This window comes from Mesorhizobium sp. WSM3864 (assembly GCF_002294955.1).
GTDB lineage: Bacteria > Pseudomonadota > Alphaproteobacteria > Rhizobiales > Rhizobiaceae > Mesorhizobium.
This window is the reverse complement of record NZ_NSGD01000005.1, coordinates 1-17,469: the sequence shown is the minus strand read 5'-3', so window position 1 is coordinate 17,469 and position 17,469 is coordinate 1. Positions and strand designations below refer to the sequence as shown.

15 protein-coding genes are annotated in these 17,469 nt (G+C 65.7%); 3 read left to right on the top strand and 12 right to left on the bottom strand.

Annotated features, from left to right (window positions below):
* The first annotated feature begins 2 nt into the window (after positions 1-2).
* Positions 3-1,709 carry a hydantoinase B/oxoprolinase family protein gene (locus CK215_RS12890; RefSeq protein WP_095831144.1) on the top strand — a complete coding sequence of 569 codons (1,707 nt, stop codon included), beginning with the start codon at positions 3-5 and terminating at the stop codon, positions 1,707-1,709.
* Here the strand turns inward: CK215_RS12890 and CK215_RS12885 are convergent, their stop codons facing one another.
* From CK215_RS12885 to CK215_RS12860, 6 genes are read right to left on the bottom strand one after another with little or no spacing between them, the layout of a single operon-like run.
* Positions 1,710-2,171, bottom strand: coding sequence for a MarR family transcriptional regulator (locus tag CK215_RS12885; RefSeq protein WP_066996153.1), 462 nt, complete (start codon positions 2,169-2,171; stop codon positions 1,710-1,712). It abuts the gene before it with no gap.
* Complete coding sequence (locus tag CK215_RS12880) at positions 2,168-2,752, bottom strand: amino acid synthesis family protein (RefSeq protein WP_095831143.1); 585 nt, start codon at positions 2,750-2,752, stop codon at positions 2,168-2,170. The genes CK215_RS12885 and CK215_RS12880 overlap by 4 nt, the downstream gene beginning before the upstream one ends.
* Positions 2,745-3,626 carry a hypothetical protein gene (locus CK215_RS12875; protein WP_095831142.1) on the bottom strand — a complete coding sequence of 294 codons (882 nt, stop codon included), beginning with the start codon at positions 3,624-3,626 and terminating at the stop codon, positions 2,745-2,747. Before CK215_RS12875 ends, CK215_RS12880 begins: the two co-directional genes overlap by 8 nt.
* Positions 3,626-5,167, bottom strand: coding sequence for a 6-hydroxynicotinate reductase (locus CK215_RS12870; RefSeq protein ID WP_095831141.1), 1,542 nt, complete (start codon positions 5,165-5,167; stop codon positions 3,626-3,628). Before CK215_RS12870 ends, CK215_RS12875 begins: the two co-directional genes overlap by 1 nt.
* Positions 5,164-7,917 carry a molybdopterin-dependent oxidoreductase gene (locus CK215_RS12865; RefSeq protein ID WP_095831140.1) on the bottom strand — a complete coding sequence of 918 codons (2,754 nt, stop codon included), beginning with the start codon at positions 7,915-7,917 and terminating at the stop codon, positions 5,164-5,166. The genes CK215_RS12870 and CK215_RS12865 overlap by 4 nt, the downstream gene beginning before the upstream one ends.
* Entirely contained in the window at positions 7,914-8,771 is an 858-nt protein-coding gene (locus CK215_RS12860; protein ID WP_095831139.1) for a xanthine dehydrogenase family protein subunit M, read from the bottom strand. The genes CK215_RS12865 and CK215_RS12860 overlap by 4 nt, the downstream gene beginning before the upstream one ends.
* Positions 8,772-8,995: 224 nt before the next feature.
* Between CK215_RS12860 and pncA the strand changes: the two genes are divergently transcribed.
* Entirely contained in the window at positions 8,996-9,610 is a 615-nt protein-coding gene (gene pncA, locus CK215_RS12855; RefSeq protein ID WP_095776932.1) for a bifunctional nicotinamidase/pyrazinamidase, read from the top strand.
* A gap of 58 nt (positions 9,611-9,668) precedes the next feature.
* On the top strand, positions 9,669-11,069 hold the full coding sequence (locus CK215_RS12850; protein ID WP_095831138.1) for a sodium:proton antiporter: 1,401 nt from the start codon (positions 9,669-9,671) through the stop codon (positions 11,067-11,069).
* 90 nt (positions 11,070-11,159) lie between these two features.
* Here CK215_RS12850 and CK215_RS12845 read toward each other — a convergent pair whose 3' ends face one another.
* The 6 genes from CK215_RS12845 to CK215_RS12820 form a co-directional block, all read right to left on the bottom strand.
* The gene (locus CK215_RS12845; protein ID WP_095782184.1) at positions 11,160-11,888 is read right to left on the bottom strand and encodes an ABC transporter ATP-binding protein; all 729 of its coding nucleotides are present in this window, start codon (positions 11,886-11,888) and stop codon (positions 11,160-11,162) included.
* Entirely contained in the window at positions 11,881-12,609 is a 729-nt protein-coding gene (locus tag CK215_RS12840) for an ABC transporter ATP-binding protein (protein WP_095831318.1), read from the bottom strand. The genes CK215_RS12845 and CK215_RS12840 overlap by 8 nt, the downstream gene beginning before the upstream one ends.
* Positions 12,606-13,568, bottom strand: coding sequence for a branched-chain amino acid ABC transporter permease (locus CK215_RS12835; RefSeq protein WP_095831137.1), 963 nt, complete (start codon positions 13,566-13,568; stop codon positions 12,606-12,608). The genes CK215_RS12840 and CK215_RS12835 overlap by 4 nt, the downstream gene beginning before the upstream one ends.
* Positions 13,565-14,446 (bottom strand): branched-chain amino acid ABC transporter permease, encoded by an 882-nt coding sequence (locus CK215_RS12830; protein WP_095776928.1) that lies wholly within the window; start codon positions 14,444-14,446, stop codon positions 13,565-13,567. The genes CK215_RS12835 and CK215_RS12830 overlap by 4 nt, the downstream gene beginning before the upstream one ends.
* Before the next feature lie 107 nt (positions 14,447-14,553).
* Positions 14,554-15,858, bottom strand: a complete 1,305-nt coding sequence (locus tag CK215_RS12825; protein WP_095831136.1) for an ABC transporter substrate-binding protein — start codon at positions 15,856-15,858, stop codon at positions 14,554-14,556.
* A 255-nt stretch (positions 15,859-16,113) separates the two neighbouring features.
* A partial coding sequence (locus CK215_RS12820) for a hypothetical protein (RefSeq protein ID WP_141245471.1) occupies positions 16,114-17,469 on the bottom strand: 1,356 nt, incomplete at its 5' end.

The window sequence follows — 17,469 nt, the reverse complement described above, 5'->3', positions numbered from 1 at the left end:
CAATGGCAGTCGAAGGGGCAAAGCTCGACACGATCACGCTTTCGGTGCTGCAGGCCGCCCTGCAGCAAGTTTGCGACGAGATGGATTTGACGTTTTCCCGCGCCGCCTTCTCGCCGGTCATCGCCGAGGCCAATGACCGCTCCGACGGCATCTATTCCGCCGTCGACGGCTCGCTCATCGCGCAAGGCAGCCAGGGCCTGCCGGTGTTCGTCGGCGTCATGCAGTATTCGACCAAGACGGTGATCGAGATGATCGCCGACGGACGCTGCCTGGCCCCTGAGCCCGGCGACATCTACATCGTCAACGACCCCTATCTCGGCGGCACGCATCTGATGGACGTGCGCTTCGTCATGCCGGTCTACCGCGACGGCAAAATCTTCTGCTGGCTGTCCAACACCGGCCATTGGCCGGACATCGGCGGCGCGGTGCCTGGCGGCTTCTCGGCCTCGGCCACCGCCGTCGAACAGGAAGGTCTGCGGCTGCCGCCGGTGAAGCTGTTCAAGAAGGGCCTGCTCGATCCCGAGATCTACGGCATCATCTGCTCCAACATCCGCGTCGCCGACCAGCGCATCGGCGATATCCGCGCGCAGGCTGCGGCGCTGCTGATCGGCCAAGACAGGCTCAATGAAATCCTCGATCGTTACGGCGACGAAACCGTCCTCGAGGCGATCGCCGAACTGCGCCGGCGCGCCGCCGAGCAGATGCGCGCCTCGATCGCCCTTATCCCGGACGGCACCTACCGCTCGCAGGCCTTCGTCGATTCCGACGGCGTGGTGAACGAGCCGCTGACCATCAATCTCGCCGTCGAGAAAGAGGGCGACTCGCTGACCTTCGACTTTGCCGGCTCATCGAAGCCATGCGCCGGGCCGATGAACAGCGTATTGGCGACGACCTTGTCGTCGGTCTATCTCGCCATGCGGCATATCTTTCCGGAGGTGCCGATCAGCGCCGGGGCCTTCGAGCCGCTGAACGTCAAGCGGCCGGAGGGCACGTTCCTAGACGCCAAATACCCACGTCCGGTTTCGGGCTGCGCGGCGGAGGTTTCACAGCGCATCGCGGAAGCGGTGTTCGCCGCGATGGTGCAGGCGCTGCCAGAAAAGGTGACAGCGGCGCCCGCCGGTTCCAGCGGCAATTTCGCGCTCGGCGGCAACGACCCGGCGCGCGGCCGCGACTATGTCATGTACCAGATCTCCGGCGGCGGCTATGGCGGCAATGCCGGCCATGACGGCTTGAGCAATGGCTGCTCGACCATCGGCATTTCGAAATCGCCGCCGGTCGAGATCATGGAGCAGGCCTTTCCGGTGCTCTACCGCCATTACGCGCTGCGCGAAGGCTCCGGGGGCGCCGGCAAACATCGCGGCGGCTTCGGGCTCGCCTACGAGGTCGAGATCCTGCGCGGTGAAGCCCGCGCGTCGTTCGTTATGGACCATGGCCGTTTCGGGCCGCAAGGCGCGCTTGGCGGCAGGGACGGCGCGCCGAACAGCGTGACCGTGTTCCGGGGCGGCGAAGCGCATGTGCCGCCGCATCTGTCGAAAGAGCAGGACATTGCGCTCAAGGCCGGCGACCGCGTGCGTGTCGGCACGCCCGGCGGCGGCGGCTATGGCGATCCGCGCGAGCGTGATCCGAAACAGATCGCCGAGGATGTCCGGCTCGGCTATTATACGCCTGAGCAGGCGCGAGAGATGTTCGGGGTCGATCCGGAGGTTTGATCAGGCCAGCTTCGCCAACAGCCGCAGGAAGGTTGAGGCCTCCTTGGCCGTCAGCGGCGCCAGCGTTTCCTCGGTGATGGTGCGCGCAAGCGGGATCAGCCGCTCGATCGCGTCGCGGCCTTCAGCCGTCAGATTGACCAGCAGCCGCCTCTTGTCCACCTCGTGCTTGGAAAGCTCGACCAGCCCGCGCGCCTTCAGCCGGTCGATGACGCCCTTTACGGTCGCGGCATCCATGGCGATCAGCGTGCCGAGCTGGTTCTGCGAGGTCTCGCCGATGTCGTAGAGCTTGGCGAGAGCGGCGAATTGCGGCGGCGTCAAATCCCCGATGTGCGAGGCGAAGATCGCGACGTGGCGCTGATGCGCCTTGCGCAGGATGAAGCCGACCTGGTCCTGCAGATGGTAGTTGTTCTCGTCCAGCTCTTCGGCCTCGACCAGCCGCAGCAGATTGTCCTCGCCGCTCATCTCAAGCCGTCCCAAGCCTTGATGTCTCCGGCCGCAAGGCCGCCCATACGGTTGTGGACGCGCGGGCCGCAGGTCATGGCGAGGCAGAACAGGATCTCGTCGGGACGTGGGCCGTCGCTGATGCCGACTTCCATCGCGTCGAAATGGCTGCGCACATAGGCGGCGTTGATATGGCCGAGCGGGACATCGAGCCGTGCGCCGAAGGCGCCGACCTTCTTCGCCGACGGCACGATCGCCTTGGCGTCGCCGAGCCGCTCGCGCATGGCGTAGCCGCCGGGCACGTGCCAGAGCGCGCCGTGCTCCAGTTCGCCGGCACTGCCGACGATGGCGCCCTTGCCGTAACCGTCGATCTTTTTCACATCGCCGCCAAGCGCTGCGATCAGTCTGTCGGAAAGCAAGAGCCCGAGCGGCTTCAGGTCTTCCATTGCGCCCTGCAGGTCCTCGACATAGCGACCGGCAAACGGGTTCTTGACCACGGCGAGAGCCGCGGCGCGCAGGCGCGGCTCCTTCGCCACGGCGCCGCCATCGTGGAAGATCTCCTCGGTCAGCACCGCGACCTTGCGGATCGGGAATTCAGGCATGGGCAGTTTCCTTCGCTTTATGCTTGTTGGGCGCGGCGAGCGCCACGGAGCCACTGATGCGGGTTTGGCCGGCAAGGAACAGCGCCGACGCGGCGATCAGGCCGCGCCGGCGAAAATTTTCGGCGACGGCAAGGCCGTTGTCCAGCGCCCGGGCCACCTCGCCGGGCGCTAGCCCGCCGACGCCCTGCGTCACCAGCCGTTCGCCGAGATCGCTGTCGGGTGAAAGGTCCCGCGCGGGCACGCGATGAACCGCCGGATGCCCAGGCAGGTCGACCGCGTTGGCAATCAGCGTCGCCGCGGCATCCGCCTCGGCGCCGGTCCGTGCCAGCACGGTGACCGCGTCGGCGATGCCCAGCGAAAAGGAGCGGCCGCGCCAGCCACTGGTGGCGACGCCGCGCACGCCGTCTTCGGCGCGGATCGTGATCCGGTCGGCCATGCCGTGCCCGGTGCCGGCGATCGCCAGCGTTATTGTCTCGCCCTTACCGAGATGAATGGCGCTGTCGCCGCCATTGTTGACGTAGGCGCGCTCGAGCCGGCGTCCGGCGAGAAGCGCGGCCAGAACTTCGTCGGCTACCGAACCGGCGACCGCAGCCATCGGCGTGATGAAGCTTTCCGCGAGCGGTGCGACCGCGGCCTCCATGCGCCGCGCGGTCGGGCCTGCAAAGCCGCACGGCGGCAGAGACGCCGGACGGCGCAATTCGGGAAGCTCCTTGACCAGTTCGGTCAGAATCGTCTGGAAGCGCGCGACGGCCTGCACGCAGCCGGCGCGGCGTTCAGCTGCATCGCCAAAGGCCTCGACGATGAGGTCGATCGGCCCGTGATTGAGATGAAGCCGCCTGCCGTCGGCGAGCCAATGCGCCTGCGGACCGTTCATCAGTCGGCCCCATTGGCCGGGGTGCGGCGCAATTGCGCCAACGGCGGCCAGGGATTGCCGGCCGGCGCGCCGGCATTGCTGCGCGGATTAAGGTACTCGCCGCCTTTGGCGAGGATATCCTCGACGCTGCGGATTTCGTTCTCGTAACCGCCGAGCCGGACGTAGTCGTCGCGGCGCATGGTGAATTCGATCGGCGCGACCAGCGCCGGCGTCGGCACATAGCCGAATGCGCCTTCCGGCACGCGGGTGACATCGACCATCAGGGTGATGCCGCCGCCCGGCCAGACATAGACCGGCGCGCCGCCGACCGTGACATAGGTCTTCAGGCCCTGAACCGAGCGGGTGAGATTGACCGGGTTTTCGGTGACGCCGGCGCGCAGCGAGCCGCCGGCGCCGCCGATGAAGAGCACGGTGCACAGGGCCGGCTCGCAATTGTCCTCGATCAGGCCGACGGATTTCTGCAGCCGCTCCGGGAACGGTTTTTCGACCGGTTTCAACTGATCGTCCAGTTCGTAGTAAGCGAACTGTTCGCCCGTGGTCGAGACCATCAGCAGCGACAGGCCGGGGCGAGCACCCTTCTTGGCGTTCCAATCGCCCAGGATCGACAGCGGATCGGAGATCGTCGTGCCGCCCCAGCCGAGACCGGGCTCCGAAACCTTGAAGTAGCGGCCGGGCGTCGAGCGGCGGCCGATGATCTTTATCCCGGTATCCTCCCAGCCCAATACCTTGCCGGCCTGATGTTCCGACACGACGCCGGTGATATGGTCGTCAACCACCACAACCTCGTCGACGAGCCCGCGCCATTGCGTGGCGAACATGCCGATGGTGGCCGAACCGCAGCCGACGCGCATGCGATGCTCGATCTTGCCGTCGATGACCGGCGCCTTGCCAGCCTCGACAATGACCGTCGCACCGCCGTCGATGGTGAGCTCGACCGGCTTCCTGTTGCAGAGGTTGAGAAGCGCGTCGCAAGTCGCGCGGCCTTCAGCCTTGGAGCCGCCGGTCAAGTGATGCACGCCGCCAAGCGACAGCATCTGCGAGCCATACTCGCCAGTGGTGACGTGGCCGATCGCCTCGCCTTCCGAGCGCACGGTCGCCGTCTCGTCGCCGATGTGGCGGTCCGTATCGATCTTCACTTTGACGCCGCAATAGGAGAAGATGCCCTCGGTGACGACGGTGACGAGATCGACGCCCTCGACCTCCTGGCTGACGATGAAAGGTGCGGGCTTGTAATCCGGGTAGGTGGTGCCGGCGCCGATCGCGGTGACGAAGCGGCGGCCGGTGTTGACCAGTTCACCAGCCCACTCCTCGCCCTCGGCGACGAATGGCACGACCGCGCCGCCGGTCTCGGCCGCGTGGTCGAGGATGGTCAGGGGATCCATGCGCACGATGCGCCCGCCGACATTGCCGTAGCGGTCGCAGGCGCCGGTGCGGCCGTCGGCGATGTAGCACATCACCGGACAGGCATCGCAGCGGATCTTCTCCGCCACCTGCTTCTCACCGGGATCGTGGGTTTCGAAACGTTCGGCAAGCTCGCTCATCGGCGCGCCTCCTTTCCGCGGATCGCCGCCAGGATGCGGCTCGGCGTCGCCGGGATTTTAGTGACCAGCACGCCGGTGGCATGTCGGATGGCGTTGAGGATCGCCGGCGCGGTCGGGATCAGCACATGCTCCCCCAAACCCTTGGCGCCGAAAGGTCCTTCCGGGTCCGGAACTTCCACCAATATGTGCTCGACTGGCGGCACGTCGCCGATGGTCGGGATGAGGTAGTCGTGCAGGTTCTCGGTGCGGCCGGGGATATATTCCTCCATCAGTGCCATGCCGATGCCTTGCGCGATGCCGCCCTCGATCTGCCCCTCGACCAGTACCGGGTTGATGGCCTTGCCGACATCATGCGCGGCGGTGATCTTGAGCAGCTTCACCGTGCCCAGCTTGAGATCGACCTCGAGCTCGGCGATCTGGGCGCCATAGCCATAGACGGCGTAGGGCTTGCCCTGGCCCTTGGCGTCGAGCGGCAGCGTGGGCGGATCGTAGGTCTCTTCCGCGACGAACACCAAGCCATCGGCATCGATCTTCAGTGTACGCAGATCGATGCGTCGCGTCGCATCCCCCTCGCGGATGGAGATGCTTGCACCGTCGAGCGCGATCGTCGCCTTCTCGGAAACATTGGCGAAGCGCAGGATCTTGTCGCGCAGCGCGCGGCCAGCCTTCTCCGCCGCCTTGCCGGTCACAAAAGTCTGGCGCGAGGCGGATGTCTTGCCGGCGTCCGGCGTGATGGCGGTGTCGGCGCTCTTCAGCCGGAATTTCGCCAACGGCAAGCCGAGCGCATCGGCACAGATCTGGGTGATGACCGTGTTCGAGCCTTGGCCGATGTCGACGGCGCCCTGGTGGAGCACGACATCTCCGGAGGCAGAGATGCCGACCTTGATCGTCGAAGGATTGGGCAGCGAAGTGTTGCCGCAGCCATACCAGCAAGAGGCGACGCCGACGCCGCGCTTGCTTGCCGTGTTGACGGCGTTGAAGGCTTCCGCCTCGCCAAGCGCGCGCGCCCAATGCGGTTGAAGCAACTCCAGGCATTCACCGATGCCCACGCCCGATTCCAGGCGCTGGCCTGTGACCGTTTCGCACCCGTTCCGAAGGCAGTTCTTCAGGCGGAAATCGAGCCGATCCATGCCAAGCTTGCCGGCGAGCTCGTCGTAGAGGGTTTCCTGCATGATGGTCGCTTGCGGCACGCCGAAGCCGCGGAAGGCGCCGGCGATCGGGCCGTTGGTATGGATGGCCCTCCCCGTCGCCCGATAGTTCGGCGTCTGATAGGGGCCGGAGGCATGCACCGGCACGCGGTTGGCAACCGTCGGGCCCCAGCTTGCATAGGCGCCGGTGTTGAAATCGCCCTCAAAGATCATTCCGGTGACGCGGCCCTCGGAATCGGCACCGATGGTCGCCTCCATTTCGGCCGGATGGCGCTTGGTGGTCGACATCATGGATTCGTTGCGTGTGTAGGCGAGTGCCGCCGGCCTGCCGGTCTTCATCGCCACAAGGCCGATCAGAGGCTGAAGCGAGACATCAAGCTTCGAGCCGAAGCCGCCGCCGGTGGCGGTCGGCACGATGCGCACCTTTTCGACCGGGAGGCCGAGGACCTTGGCCGTGTCGTCGCGATCCATGTAGGGCGCCTGCGTGCAGGCGACGACAACGAGCGTGTCGCCATCCATGTAAGCGAAGCCCGCTTCCGGCTCGATATAGGCATGCTCGACGAAGGAAGTCCCGAAGGCGCCGGAGACGATGACAGCAGCGGCGGCAAGGGCGCCGTCGGGATCGCCACGCTCGACATAGCCGGAGGTGAGCAGGTTCGCCGGGCGGTGCCGGTGGATCAGCGCCGCGCCGTCGGCTTTCGCCTCGCGGGGCTGCAGCACATGCGGCAGCTCCGTCCAGGCGATCGGAAAATCCGTCAGGTCGAGGTCGAGGATGGCTTCTCGCTCGCCCGCCACCAGAGCCACCGCCTCGCCGCGCAGGCGCGCGAAACCTTCGGCGAGAGCCGGCTGATCAGCAAAGGGGCCGATGACCCCGAAGCAGTTCCTGCCCGGAATGTCGGCGGCGGTGAAGACGCCGGCAATGCCGGGATGCGCTTTGGCCCAGGCGTCGAGATCTCCGAAGCTGAAACCGGCGTGATAGTAGGGCGAGCGGACGACCAACACCGACAGCGCATCGTGCGGAAAAGAATCGCCGCCGAATTTTTCGTCGCCGGTAACTTTCGGCACGCCGTCGAGCCGGATCGGCGAGGCGCCGACGGCGCGGCCGACCTCCGGCAGGCGACGGTCGAAACCGTCCATATGCTGCGAGGCATGCATCACCGCCGCGACGATTTTCCGGTACCCCGTGCAGCGGCAGAGCACGCCGCCCAGCGCATCCTGCGTCTCGGCCTCACTCGGCGTTGGGTTGCGCTCCAGCAGCGCGGTAGCCGCCACCAGCAGCCCCGGCGTGCAGATGCCGCATTGCGCGGCGCCGTGTTCGAGGAAGGAGGCCTGCAAGGCCGACAACCTGCCGTTGGCGAGGCCCTCGACCGTGATGACGGACGCGCCCGAGACCGAGGCCGCCGGCACAAGGCAGGCGCAGACGGGATTGCCGTCGACCAGCACGGTGCAGGCGCCGCAATCGCCGGCGTCGCAGCCGACCTTGGTGCCGGTCAGCCGCAACTCGTCGCGGAGAACCTGCGAGAGCCGCCGCACCGGCGGCACCGACACGCTGACAGCCGCGTCGTTGACCTCGAAGGCAATATCGGTGCGCTCCATTGTCATGCGGCCACCTTGCCTTCGCCAAGGCTGGTCGCAGCGCACACCGCGCGGACAACGATCTCGCGCGCCGCATGCTCCCGGTATTCGGCGCTGCCGCGCACATCGGCGATTGGCGACAGTTCGTCGATCGGCGCGGACAGCACCGCATCGGCGAGCGCGGCGGTAACCGGCTGGCCGCGCAGGGCCGCCTCGACCCCGGCAAGACGACGGGCGACGGCGGAGCAGGCGCCGACAGCGATAGCAGCATCGGCGACCACGCCATCTTCGATCACGAGACGCGCCGCCGCCATGGCGATCGAGATCACGAGATAGCGCCGCGCGCCAAGCTTGACGAAGGCGGACGAGCCGACAGCCGAACGTTTCGGCACACGAATGGCGGTAACCATCTCGTCCGGCTGCAGCGCCGTGCGGCGATTGCCGAGAATGAACCCGCCAAGCGGCAGGTAGCGCGTGGCTTTCGCCGACCGCAATTCGACTTCGGCATCGACCACCTGCAGCGCCGGCACGCCGTCGGCGGCGGGCGAAGCGTTGCAGAGATTACCGGCGACCGACGCGACGTTCTGGATCTGGACCGAGCCGACTTCGCACGCGGCCGCCTTCAGCGCATCGAACGCCCTGGGCAGCTTGTGGCGCACAACGTCGGACCAGGTGGTGCGGGCGCCGATCCACCAATAGTCGTCCGTCTCGGCGATGCCGCGCAGCGCGGCGAGACCATTGATGTCGAGAATGTTGTCGCGGAAAGGTTTCGCGCCCTGCGCCGGATAGAAATCGGTGCCGCCGGCCAGAATGCGCCAGCGGTCCTCGCCAAGCAGAGCGAGCGCCTCGTCGACCGTGGTGAGTTTCGCGTAACGGATCACGCTTTGCCTTCCCAGAAAGGGGCCTTTCCGAGGGAATCTGCCGCCGTCCAGCCGGGCAAATTCATTCGTATGCAAATGATATCAACTTCGCCGCGATTGTCAAAGCGAAGTGGTCGGCCACGGCTTTGTTATGCCTGTGGAGGTTGACGCCGCCGGCCATCTGGTCAAGGTTCCGTGTCCGGTCGCGTCAACCGGAGCCCAAGCCGAGAAAGAAGGGAGGCCGCATGGCCGACGAAGCGCTCATCGTCATCGACCTGCAGAACGACTTTTGCCCCGGCGGCGCGCTGGCGGTGGCCGGCGGCGACGAGATCGTGCCGCTGGTCAACGACCTGATCCGGCGGACCGATCACGTGATCCTGACGCAGGACTGGCATCCGGCCGGACATTCGAGCTTCGCTTCCAGCCATCCAGGCAAGCAGCCCTTCGAAGCGATCGAGATGCCCTACGGGCCGCAGACGCTTTGGCCGGATCACTGCATTCAGGGCAGCCTTGGGTCCGATTTCCATTCCGGGCTCGCCTGGACCAAAGCGGAACTGGTCATCCGCAAGGGTTTCCGCACCGCGATCGACTCTTATTCGGCTTTCTTCGAGAACGACCACACGACCCCAACCGGCCTTGCCGGCTATCTCAAGGAGCGCGGCATCGACACCATCACCTTGGTCGGTCTGGCCACCGATTTCTGCGTCGCCTTCTCGGCACTCGATGCCGCCAAGCAAGGTTTCAAGACGACGGTGCGGCTGGATGCCTGCCGCGGCATCGATCTCAACGGCTCGGTCGGCACGATGCTGAAACGAATGCGCGAGGCCGGGGTGGTGCTCGAAGATCACCTTTCGGACTGACCGCGTCGTGAGGCATCGAGGGGGCTTTGCGCCATTGGCGAAGGTGTTGGCGGCAACCATGACGGCCGCACTCCTTCTCGCCTTCCCACAACCGGTTTTCGCAGCCGAGGCGCATGAGCTGCCCGGCGCGGCGATGTCGCTCTGGTGGGCGCTGCCCTTTGCCGGCCTGTTGCTGTCGATCGCGACCGGGCCGCTCCTGTTCCATCATGTCTGGGAGCATCATTACGGCAAGATCGCCGCCGCGTGGGCGGCACTTGCCGTGGTTCCGCTGGCGATCGCTTTCGGCATGCCGGCGGCAAGCGAGGCGGTGCTGCACACGCTGCTCACCGAATATCTGTCCTTCATCATCCTTTTGTTCGCGCTGTTCACCATTTCCGGCGGCATCCTGGTCGCCGGCAACATCCACGGCACGCCGCTGGTCAATTCCGGCCTGCTGCTGATCGGCGCAATCCTCGCCTCGGTCATCGGCACGACGGGCGCCTCGATGATCCTGATCCGGCCGGTGCTGCGCGCCAACGACAACCGCCCGTTCAACGCCCATGTGGTGATCTTCTTCATCTTCCTGGTTTCGAACATCGGCGGCTCGCTGACCCCGCTTGGCGACCCGCCGCTCTTCGTCGGCTTCCTGCGCGGGGTCGACTTCTTCTGGACGACCGCGAACCTCTGGCGCGAGACGCTGTTCACCGGCGGGCTGGTGCTGATCATCTTCCTGGCGCTCGACATCGTGCTGCATCGCCGCGAGGGCGGCTTGCCGAAGATCAAGGACCCGACACCGGACACGAAGGTGCGCCTGCGGGGCCTCGCCAACCTGCCGCTGCTGGCCGGCGTGATCGGCGCGATCCTGCTTTCCGCCAGCTGGAAGCCGGGCATCAGCATCCCGATCCTCGGCATCGGCCTGGAACTGCAGAACCTGGTGCGCGACGCGATCATCCTGGCGCTGGCCTTTCTGTCGCTCAAAGTCTCGTACAAAAACCACAGGGAAGCGAATGGCTTCAGTTGGGGGCCCATCGCCGAGGTGGCGAAACTGTTTGCCGGCATCTTCATCTGCATCGTGCCGGTTATCGCCATCCTGAGAGCCGGGCACGATGGCGCGCTGGCGCCGCTGGTTTCGCTGGTCACCTCGGCGGACGGCCAGCCCGACGATCTCGCCTATTTCTGGCTGACCGGAGCGCTGTCGTCCTTCCTCGACAACGCGCCGACCTATCTGGTGTTCTTCGAGCTTGCCGGCGGCGACGCTAGGCACCTGATGACGGAGGCGGCCTCCACGCTCGCCGCGATCTCCGCCGGCGCCGTGTTCATGGGCGCCAACACTTATATCGGCAATGCGCCGAACTTCATGGTCTTTGCTATCGCCAGACATCGCGGCTTCAAGGTGCCGGGCTTCTTCGGCTACATGGCGTGGTCCGGCCTGGTGCTGATCCCGACGTTTTTGATCGCGGGGTTTTTGTTTTTTAGGTGAAGCGGTGCAGAGCTTTACCTCCCCTTGTGGGGAGGTCGGGCCAGGTCCGGGTGGGGGTCGGCGCCAGCTCCCGCTGCTTAGCAGTGACCTTCAGCCCACGCCTACATAGCGCCGAACCGCGGAGGGGTCGGCGCGCAGTTCCTCGACATCGACCGTCTCGCGGTTGCGGCCGTTCTCGATGAATGAGATGCGGTCGGCGACCGACAGCACGGCGTCGACGCGCTGCTCGACCAGGATCGTCGAGACGCCCAGATCGCGCAGCTTCGCCACAGTCTCGCGGATCTTGGCGATCATCGACGGCATCAGCCCTTCGGTGGGCTCGTCGAGAAGAAGCACCTGCGGCTCGAGGCAGAGCGCACGCGCCATGGCAAGCATTTGCTGCTCGCCTCCGGAAAGCGTGCCGGAGCGTTGCTTCAAGCGCTCTCGCAACAGCGGGAAAAGATCGAGGACGCGTTCCCGCGTCGCCTTGCCCTTGCCGCGGGCCATCAGGCCGATCTCGACGTTTTCCGCCACCGTCATGTCGGCGAATAATCGCCTGCCCTGCGGCACATAAGCGACGCCCGTCTTCGGCACGTCATGCGCGGCAAGCCCGGTCAGCTCCTTGCCGGCCAGTCTGATCGAACCGGCAGCGGCCGGAACCAGCCCCATGATCGCCTTCAGCGTCGTCGTCTTGCCGGCGCCGTTGCGGCCGAATAGGCAAAGCACTTCGCCCTTGTTGAGGACAAGGTCGAGCCCGTAGAGCACCTGCACCTCGCCGTAAAAACAGTCGAGGCCGGAAATAGCGAGCAGCCCGCTCTCGGTACCGGGGAGATCAGCCATGGGTCGCTCCGAGATAGGCATCCTGTACCTCGGCATTGGCGCGGATCTGCTCGGGCGTGCCCCCAGCGAGAATCTTTCCCGAATTGAAGACGGTGATGCGGTCGGCAAGCTGCATGACCACCGGCATGTTGTGCTCGATGAGCAGCACGGTGGCATGCTTGGCGATCTCGCGCACCAGTAGGACGAAATTGTCGATCTCGCTGTCGGCCAGCCCTTGCGTCGGCTCGTCGAGGATCAGCAGGCGCGGCCTCAGCGCCAGGCCCATCGCCACCTCCAGCAGGCGCTGGTGGCCGTAGGAAAGCTGGCCGGCCGGGGTGCCGGCGCGGTCGGCGAGGCCGGTGCGTTCCAGCGCCGCCATGACGCCGCTCCTCACCTGCCCCTTCGAGCGGCCGTCGGTCAGCGTGCGCTGCACCGGCAGCGCGACATTGTCGTAGGCCGTGAGGTTGGCGAAGACGCTGGTGATCTGGAAAGTGTAGGCAACGCCGAGGCGAACCCTTTTGTAAGCCGGCATGGTCGTGATGTCGGCGCCGTCGAAGACGATCATGCCGGAGGACGGCTGGATGCGGCCGCTGAGCAGGCTGACGAAAGTTGTCTTGCCGGCGCCGTTGGGGCCGATGATGGCGCGGATTTCGCCCGGCATCAGCGCGAAATTGACGCCGTCGACGGCGCGCAGGCCGCCGAAACGGCGCGAAAGACCCTTGGTGGTGAGCAGCGGCATCACGGCAGCCATCCGAGCCAGCGCTGGCGGACGCTGCCCAGAACCCCCTTCGGAAAGAAGAGCACCAGCAGGATCAGCGCCACGCCGACGATCAAAAGATAAGCGGAGGTGAAGCCGCTGGTGATGTCGGTGACATAATACATGAACAGCGTGCCGATGAGCGGCCCGAGAATGGTCGCGGCGCCGCCGAGCAGCACCCAGAGCAGTGGCAGGATCGAATACTGCACCGACGCGAAGCTCGATCCAATATAGCCGAACAGCAGCGCGTAAGCGGCACCGGACGCGGCGCAGATGGCGCCCGAGGCAATGACGGCGACGAGCTTGTTGGCGACGGTGTCGTAGCCCAGCATCTTCGTGCGCTCCTCATTCTCGCGAATGGCGACCAGCGCGCGGCCGAAGCGGGAGCGAACGAGGACAAGCGTGATGAGCAGCACGACCGAGAACAGCGCCAGAGCGCTCATGTAGCGCACAGTCGGATTGGTCAGGTCGAGCGATGCGCCGCCGATCGCGATTATTCTCGACGGCTGCTGGATGACAAGGCCCTGGTCACCGCCGGTCCAGGCGGCGAAATATAGGATGAGCAGATAAAACACCTGCGCGAACATCATGGTGACGATCATGAACGCCACACCCGATGTGCGCAGCGCGAGCAGGCCGATGACCAAGGCAAGCAGGGCGCCGCAGGCAACCCCGGCGACGAAGGCTTCCGGCACGCCCCAGCCCAATTGATAGACAGCCAGCCCGGCACCATAGAGGCCGGCCGAGAAGAACATGGCGTGACCGAGGCTGAGCAGGCCGACATAGCCGAAGAGCAGATTGTAACCCATGGCGAAGACCGCAAGCGCCATGATGCGCGCGAACAGGCCCTGATGATAATCGGGCAGGACGAAATTCAGCGCGAACAGGAGCGCGATGACGCCGATATGCAGCGCGTAGATCTTCGCCGGCGAAGCATCCTTCATCGCGCCGCCGTCCCGAACAGGCCTTGCGGCCGGAACACCAGCACCATGGCGACCACCAGCGTGGCGATGATCTTGGCCAAGGTCGGCGAGAAGAACACCGAGACAATGCCGTCGGAGAGGCCGATCAGGATGGCAGCGACCACCGTGCCGCGCAGCGAGCCGAGCCCGCCGATGATGACGACGATGAAGGACAGCAGCAGCGGGTCCTGCCCCATCAGGTAATGCGCCTGGCTGATCGGCACGATCAGCACCGCCGCGATTGCCGCCAGCATGGCGCCGATGGCGAACACGCCGGCATAGACACGCTCGACCGGGATGCCGAAGGCCTGCGCCGTCTCGCGGTCATACTGGGTGGCGCGCATGATCAGGCCGATTTTCGTCCGTGTCAGCACCAGCCAGGTGATCACCAGCAGAACCGCGGAGGCGGCAATGACCGAGAGCTTGTAGCCTGAATAGCCGAACCACGGCAGCAGGATGCGGTAGTTGAAGGGCGGCTCGACCGGGCGCGCTTCCGGGCCGTAGAAGGTCAGCGCCAGCTGCTGGATGATATAGAGCATGCCGATGGTGGCGACGATGGTGCCTTCGGGATTGTAGTTCAGCCGGCGCAGCACCAGCCATTCGGCAAGAAACGCGACCAGCCCGACCAGCAAGGGCGCAATCACCAGCGCGGCGACGAAGCCGACCGCGGGATGGCCGGAAATCGCCGTCGAGATCGCCCAGGCAAGCACGGCGCCCAGCATGAAGAACTCGCCATGCGCGACATTGACGATGCGCATGACGCCGAACACCAGCGACAGGCCAAGCGCCGTCAGCGCCAGCACGGCGGACGTGACGAGGCCTTCCAGGGCGGCGAGCAGGAGGTGGGGTCCGAAGTGCATGGGCTAGATACCGGCGGATGCGCGAGGCACCCCCCACTGCCCTGCCGGGCTGTCCGGCAGGACAGAGGGGGGTGGCTTGGCGCTCACGCTCGGTGAAACGTCGAAGCTCACAGCGCTTGCGTCGTGTAATCCCCCTCCGGCTCGTAGAGGCCGTCCTCGATCTTGGTCTTGTGGACGACCTTCAGCTTGCCGCCTTCGACCTTGGAGATGTTCTGGATGCCGAAGCATTGGTGGATCTTGCCGTTAAAGGTTTTCGGACCCTGCGGATGCTCCGGCCCTTCGGCGAATTCCTTCAGCGCTTCGGTTGCCTCGACCAACTTGGCGCGGTCTTCCGGCCCCTTGTAGCCGGCATCCTCCATCGCCTTCTTGACGACATAGAGCGTCTCCCAGCAGCCGAACATGTGGGCGGCGGTGGAGACGTCCTTGGGGTCGCCGACGGCGGCGCCATTGTCGTCGATGCCGACAGCGGCGCGATAGGCCTTCTGCGCGGCGGAGTCATCGGGCTGCGCGTAGCGCGGCGAGCCTTCCCAGAAATGGCTGCCGTCGAGGAATTCGAGGCCGGGGCTGTTGATGTCGACGGCTTCGAGGGAGTCGATGAAGCCGAAGAGCTGCGGCCTTTGCGAGCCGTAGAACTCGCCGAGTTCCTTGACGAAGGTGAGCACGGCCGGACCGACCATGACGTGGTAGATCACCTCGGTCTCGGCCGGGATCTGCGGGAAATATTTGGTGAAGGACGACTCCGTCGGCGGGATGGCGATCTGCGCGATCACTTCGGCGCCTTGCGCCTTCAACGCCGGCGGCAGATAGTCGCGATGGTCGTAGCCGAAGGCGAAGTCGGGGAAGATCTGCGTCACCTTCTTGCCGGCATTCGCCGCGATCCACGGCGCCATCGATTGGATCTGGCTCTTCACGTCGGTGATGCCGGGCTGGAAGACGTAGCGGTTGAGCTTCGTCGAGGCGACGTGGTGGCCTTCGCTGACCACGAAATAGGGAATCTTGTTCTCGCCGGCGGCGGGCGCCGAGCCGATCACCACATGCGAGAACAGCGTGCCGAAGACGATGTCGGTCTTATGCTGCGTGGCGAACTTGCCGACCACCTCGGCGCCGCGGGCAGGATCGGTGCCATCATCTTCGATCACCAGCTCGACCTTGCGGCCGCTGATACCGCCGGCATCGTTGATCGCCTTGACGGCGGCAGCGCTCGTCTTCTCGTACCAGCGGCCGTAGGCGGCGCCGATGCCGGTGCGGTGCGACTGGAAGCCGATCTTGATCGGCGCCGAGCTCTGCGCCTGGCTGTAGCGAACGAAGCCGGGCGCGAGCGCCAGGCCGGCGCCGGCGGCGATGCCTTTCAGCGCGGTGCGGCGGGAAAGCGTGCTTTTGGAGAGGTCGAAAAATCCGTTCTTGTCAGCCATGTCCGTTCCCCTGTTTTCAGTTTTTTGACCAGCGATAAGGCGGCTCGATCCTCCGCGCTCGGAGGACGCGAAAATTGCATGTGTACAAACTAAATCACCAAAGCCGTGACGTGGCAAGCGAGCTTCCACTCCAGCGCCGCGCGTCCTCTAGGGGACGCGCAAAGGACGCTGGAGCACTTTCATGTTGCGCATGATCCTTTCCGAAAATCGAACCCGGTTTTCGGGGTCATGCGCGCGTCATGACGGGCCCTTGTCTCATCCCACCGTCGGCGTGGCAAGCAGCCATAGGCCGAATATGGTGTAGGCGATCATCAGAAGCGTCAGCGGCAGCTGGCTGAGCGCCGCGCGCGACGGCTGCGGGTGGAGTCGCCAGGCTAGGCCGTGTGCGATCAGGACCGCCAGCACATGGCCGGCGATGATGACGCCGGCCTGCAGATTCCACAGCCACCAGGCCGACTCGGCGCCGGCGACAACGCCCGCCTCGACCATCCTGTCGGCGGTGCCGAACAGGTTCCAGCCGAGCGCGAACGGGTCGGACAAAGCGACCAGCGCGTATTGGCCGTCGACGAGCAGCGCCGTGAGGTAGTGGGCGATGTGGTAGGCGAGCGCGATCGGCACGATCGACCAAACCAGGAGGCCGGCGGCTTTCTCGAACGGTTGCCCGTCGCCGGCAAGGCGCTGGCCGAGTGAAACGGCAAGCGCGAACACGGCCGCCAACAAGATGAATGTCAGCACCAAGCCAAAGCTGCCGATGCCGATCAACGCGGTGCGGCCGGGAAATTCCAGCGGATTGACGCCGAACAGGCCGAGCCAGAAGAAGGTTTTGGAAAGACCGTCGAAGGATACGGACGAGAGCGCCAGCAGCAGGAAAGCCGTGCCGCTTGCCGGCAGCGACGAGGCGGAAAGCAGCTTCGCACCGGGCCAGCCGAGGTGGAGCCGGCCTTTCTCGCGCTGCAAAGGCGCGAAGCGGGCGACCATGGAGAAGAAGACGGTCAGGAATTCGCCGCGCCGACTCCAGTCGTCGTAGCCGAAGACGCATATGGCGGCGAAGCTGAGCAGCCAGTAGATGCCGGCGGCGAAGGCCAGGCGCGACGGATCGTCGGGCGCGGGATCGATGAGCTCGAACCAGGCGAAGCCGAAGAACAGGACGAACGCCGGCCAGTAGCCGAGCCATTTGGGAAGGAGCGATGGCTCGGCTTCGTCAGTGCGAAGGCTGAAGACGCGAGATGCAACGCGCCAGGGGCCGTACCACGGGTTGAGCCAGGACCAGAGATCGCCAAGTACCCCCTGCAGCAGCGTGAAACCGGCCCAGAGCAGCGTCCAGATCACCAGAGGCAAGGGGTTGGAGAGTGGATCACGGCTGCCGAACAGGCCGGTGGCGATGAGAAGCACGAAGCCGGCAAAGGAAAGCAGGCTGAGGACGGTGCGCGGGTGATCGCTGACAGTGAACAAAGAGAGGCGCCGGCGCCAGAAGCGGTCAAGAGCGGCGGGCGGCAGCAGCGCCAGCGTCAGAAAGCTGAAAGCCACCGCAAGCGCGCCACCAGCGATGTAGTAGCCCGTGGGAAGAAGCAGGACGTGGCCGCGGTCAGAGGCGTGGGCGAAGGCGGGGGT